We start from the raw sequence: 4,656 nt of genomic DNA, 5'->3' as shown, positions 1-4,656 counted from the left end.
CGGCGACCGCTGCCGGAGCAAGCGACCGGGAACGGGGCACGGTCGCGGTCTCCGGGTGGGGGGCGCGTATGCCGGGGCCCTGGAAGGACTTCGGAGGGGAGACGCGAAGGGTGGGAGCCGCCGAAGCAGATGACGAGGAGGAAGGGGTCTCCGCGGTGCTGTCGGGTTGGGTGATGCGGCTGCCGGCCCCCTGGTCGGACTGACGTGCCGGAACGTCGAGAGTGAAGCTCGGGCCAAGCGTCCGTGGCGAGACGGACTCCAGGCCGGCGGCCTCGTAGTCAATCTCGTTGTCGTTGTCGTTGTGGCTCAGCGCCAATGGCAAGCCGACCAGGACCGCTCCTGCGACCGCAGCGGCAGCCAGCATCGGCCGTTGACTGGGCTTGGCGCTGCCGGGAGGCACAACGACCTCCGCCGTCCCGCCCCCTCCGGCGGACTCCGATGCGGCCGACCTTTGCCGACCGCGCCTCTCCAGCCGGTCGGGCTGCGGTCGTTCCCCCGAGTGGAGCGCTGCGGCACCCCGGGACCCGGTCGCCGCCGCGCCCTCAGGGGCCGTCTGCTGCGGCTCCTGGTCCCCGGGGGCGGTAGGGGCGAAGGCAGGGGCGAAAGGGAAGGCAGGCAGGGCGACAGCCCGCCGTATCCTCAACTGCTCGTTGACTTGCGGCGGCGCGCCACGCCTCGGCGTCGTGCGCTCAGCGGACATGTCCTACTCCTCTGCGGTGGGGTTTCTGAGCGGCATGGCGGAGCCGGTCGGCGTGATCAGCCACTGCCGCCTCCGTCCACGAGCCGCTCAACCAGCTGTCCGGTGAGCCGGGGCGACCACGATGCGACGGCGTCGGCCGCAGGGGCCCGGCCCACTGCCTGCAGCAGTGCTTCCAGGGCGGCCCTGTCCTGCGCGTCGGGCTCGCCCGAACGGGCAGCCGGGGCGCCGTCGGCCACCTCGCGCAACAGCACCGACACAGCTCCGGGCTGACCTTGCGTCCGGAGCACCCTGAAGCGGGTACCGGGACCGAAGACGATCTCCTCGCCGTTCCCCGCCGCGGGAGGCGAAGCGAACAGGCTGCCCACGCGCCGGCCGGTAGCCGACCAGATGAGGTACCGGTCGGCTGCAGACGGAGGCGCCCCATCCAGTGTGAACGTGGCGACCGGACCCGCCTCGCACAGTTCTCTCCCGGGTGACAGCGTCCTCGCCTCCGGCGGGAGGACTCCCGCGTCGCGCACGACGACCCCTCGGTGCGAGGGAAGCCGTCTCAGACCGGATGCCAAACAGGTCAAGTAGGAGAACGCGTCGCCCGACCCGGCCGCCAGTTGCCGCTCCAGCCACGTCCAGCTCAGGGGGCCGTCGTCACGTGCGACGAAACAGCGCACCGCGATCAGATCCGCGTGCACATCCTCGTCCGGGTCTTGCATGCGCAGACCCGGCATCATCGTCAGCGCACGGGTGACCGTGGCCTGGTGCTGCCACCACTGCTCACCGGCCAGTGCTCGGAGCGTCTGCCGATCGGAAGGGCTGCTCCGGTGCAGCGGGGTGACGCGAACCGGGAGGGCGGTCCGGCGTACTGGGGTGGTGGGTGCGGGCACGTGTTCCGGGGCGGCCCCCTGGGCCGGTGCGGGTGCGGGTGCGGGTGCGGGCGACGGCGGTGGTGGTGCAGCCGACACCGGTGGTACCGGTGCGGCAGCCGTGCTCTCCGCGGCACCGGGGACGGAGACGCTGACCGGACCTTCGACCGGCGCCGTGTGCGAGGCATCCCAGGAAGCCGGCACGGAACGGCTACCCGTACCCCGCACCGAACGGCTCGCGGTCAATGCCTCGGCGAAGCCCGGCGGCACCGGGGCCTTCGCCGCGGACGGGGCGGGGGCGGCCGGGCTGTCCAGTACCGGCGAGGGCGGAGCAGCCGCCCGCCGGATCCGTACACGCATCGGCGAGGCGTTCCAGGGAGCCGTGCCGGGAGCGTCCCCGTTAGGCGTGGCCGGATCCGCGGTACGCCCCTGCGCTGGCTCGGGAACCTCCGCTCCCGGGCCCTCCGATTCACGGCCGGCCAGCGCGTCCTCGCTGTATTCCAGGGAAAGTCCCCGTCGTCGGGTGAGGTTTCGCAGCATGCGCCTTCCCCGCGCACCACAGCTCCCGAGTACATGGAGGGTCGTCCGCCCCGACACGGACGGCTCCAGCCCCTCCACGAGCGTGTCGAGTACAGGCCACAGCCCGTCGTCCAGTCGCTGCCCCGGCACGCCGACATCGACCAGCATCGTCTCGGGAGTTACTGCCCACCCGGACGTCTCGGGCCGCACGGCGCCGCGGGGCCCCACCCACAGCCCCGCACGAGTGACCGAGACCTGCCATATGGCGTCCAGCAGCATCACTCCGTTCTCAGGGGTGACGGCCAGCCCGGCGACGGGTGGCCGCCACTGGACAAGACGCGGTGCCGGAGCACGCCGGCCTTGCGCCGGGACGCAGGCGACGACTTCCGCATAGGGCCGCCACGACGGTTCGCCGTCCGCTCCGAACAGCACCACGGCCGATTCGGTCCCGGTGCCGCCCGCTCTCTCCAGCAGGACGGGGACACCGCTCACGACTTCCACCTCGGTGCTGAGCAGATCGGCGGTCTCCTGGCAGGTAGTCAGCAGGTCACGCCCGTCTCCGGGAATGAGGCGGACGGCGGCACGGGCCCGTAGGGGCAGCAGTCCCAGCAACTCAGCCAGCGCCTGGGCGGGGACCGGGCGCGCAGCGGGAGCACCCACCACGACGGCGAGCCGATGCTCGTCCACGGGAACCGAGGCGCCGACGGCTCGTGCGGCATCGGACAGCGGTTCCGCTGGGCGGATCAACAGGCCCGCGGGCACGGGCTCAACCACGTGGCCCCCGATGGCGTCGGGTGTCACGTGTGCCGCCGCGTCCTCCCAACTCGGCACCGGATGCCTCAGCCCCAGGGGCCGGGGGCTGAGGCCGGGGGTGAATCGCCACCAGCCACCGAGGCCGCCGGGTTCAGGCGGAGCGAACATAGACCCGCCCGGAGCGACGACGACGGGACCGGCGGGCGCGATGACCTCCATCTGCCAGTCGTCGGCGATCCGCCTCGCCGGAGAGGGCCGGCCCAGCAGGTCGACTCCTCCGCCTACCCACATCAGCCGCACCTCGGTGACCCCGGACCCTCGGCATTCGTCCAGCACCCGCGCGAGTTGCTTCCACAGGCCCCTGGACTGTCCGACGCTCGCGGCGACCACCAGGGTCGCCTGGTTTCGCTCTCCTTTACTCAGAGCATCGGCCGTCGCTGCGAGCCGCTTCGACTCGCCGACGTCGGACGAGAACAGGTAGACGGGCCCGGACTCGGCCGACCCGCCCGTTTTGGCCCCCCGTCCGAGTCTGGCGGCGAACGTCCGCAAGGGACCGAGGCCGGTAGTCCATCGGCTCACAGGTTGTCGCCCGACACAGTGGTACGCCTGTCACCTTTCGGATTCTCTCCAGCCGCCCAGGTCATCCCCACACCGGCCCATCGCAGGCGATCTCCGCCAGGCTGCTTCGATCCGGCGAGCCCGTCAGGGGTCTCGCTCATGCGCTTCCCCTGCTGATCGCCGTACCCGCCGTCCCGTATGAGCTTCCCGGGGGAGAGGCAGCACCCGGCGTCTCCATCGCAGCAGAGTCACACGAAGGCCCGCAAGACGACCGGTCGCACACTGCCCTTTTGTACGGTGGCCCATGCACGAGATGACATGACGTCCGCCGCCCGCGATGAGCACAGTGGCGGCAGGCCGTTTCACAGCGACGAACCTCCTGCGTCATAAGGAGTGTCGACGGCGTCTTTCCCGCACCAGGCGCCTCGGCCATGTGCCACGGCGCGCGCTGCCCCCTGGCGGCGCCCATGGCGTGACCGAAAAGGCGGAGTGTGTGGCTCGCCGGGCAGACAGCCCACGGTTCGCTGCCATGTCCGTTCCTCTTCTCCCATGATCGGCCCGACGTGGCGTCCGTCCTGTACCCACCCCAGGCTCGTCGCGCGGGCCCGTGCGGTCCTTCCGCCGACCTCCGGGTTCCGAACCGAGAACCACTCCATGACACATGAGACCGACCAGGAGAGAGCGTGTCCATCCGGAATCGGATCACCGCGGGCGGTGTCGTCGCCCTCGTGGCCGTCGCCTTGGGGGGTGTGTCCTTGGCACTGGCTGACAACGCGATCAGTACCCAGGAACTCTCCGGCCAGATGACGTATTACAACGACAGCGGGTACGGCGCGTGCGGGACCGTCGTCAACGCGGCCACCCAGGACCTCGTCGCCGTATCCCACGAGTGGTGGACGTCCGCCAACCCCAACCAGGACCGGCTGTGCCAAGGCGTTTCCGTGCAGGTGACATACAGCGGCAAAACGATCACCGTGCCCGTCAAGGACATGTGTCCCTCCTGCGCCGCCGGCCACATCGACCTGAGCCAGACCGCATTCGAGAAACTCGCCCCCTTGGAAAGGGGCCTCGTCAAGGGAATCACCTGGAAGTTCGTCACCGACGACGGCAAGGGCATCGCTCTCCCGTCTTCTTCTTCTGGTGTGAGTGTGGTGCCGGAGGCGGGTGGGCCGGTCGGTTCGGGTTCGGGTTTCCCGGCCCGGTACGCGGCTCCGTATATCGAGACCTGGAGGTCGCCTTCGGTGCTGGAGCAGGCTCGTCAGGCGGGAC

Annotated in this window: 3 protein-coding genes; 1 reads left to right on the top strand and 2 read right to left on the bottom strand. The window is 70.8% G+C overall.

Annotated elements, in window-relative coordinates; all coding sequences use genetic code 11:
• Together VIW71_RS18570 and VIW71_RS18565 are read right to left on the bottom strand one after the other, a co-directional pair.
• Window positions 1-364: hypothetical protein (locus VIW71_RS18570; RefSeq protein ID WP_331623465.1), on the bottom strand; the 364-nt coding region annotated here is incomplete at its 3' end.
• A gap of 392 nt (window positions 365-756) precedes the next feature.
• Window positions 757-3,219, bottom strand: coding sequence for a hypothetical protein (locus VIW71_RS18565; protein WP_331623464.1), 2,463 nt, complete (start codon window positions 3,217-3,219; stop codon window positions 757-759).
• 851 nt (window positions 3,220-4,070) lie between these two features.
• Between VIW71_RS18565 and VIW71_RS18560 the strand changes: the two genes are divergently transcribed.
• Window positions 4,071-4,656, top strand: a 586-nt coding sequence (locus VIW71_RS18560) for a cysteine/serine endopeptidase inhibitor (RefSeq protein ID WP_331623463.1), incomplete at its 3' end; no start/stop codon positions are given.

It is taken from the genome of Streptomyces sp. (assembly GCF_036524955.1).
GTDB lineage: Bacteria > Actinomycetota > Actinomycetes > Streptomycetales > Streptomycetaceae > Actinacidiphila.
Note: the sequence above shows the minus strand (reverse complement) of the source record. Positions and strands in the feature narration are given on the sequence as shown.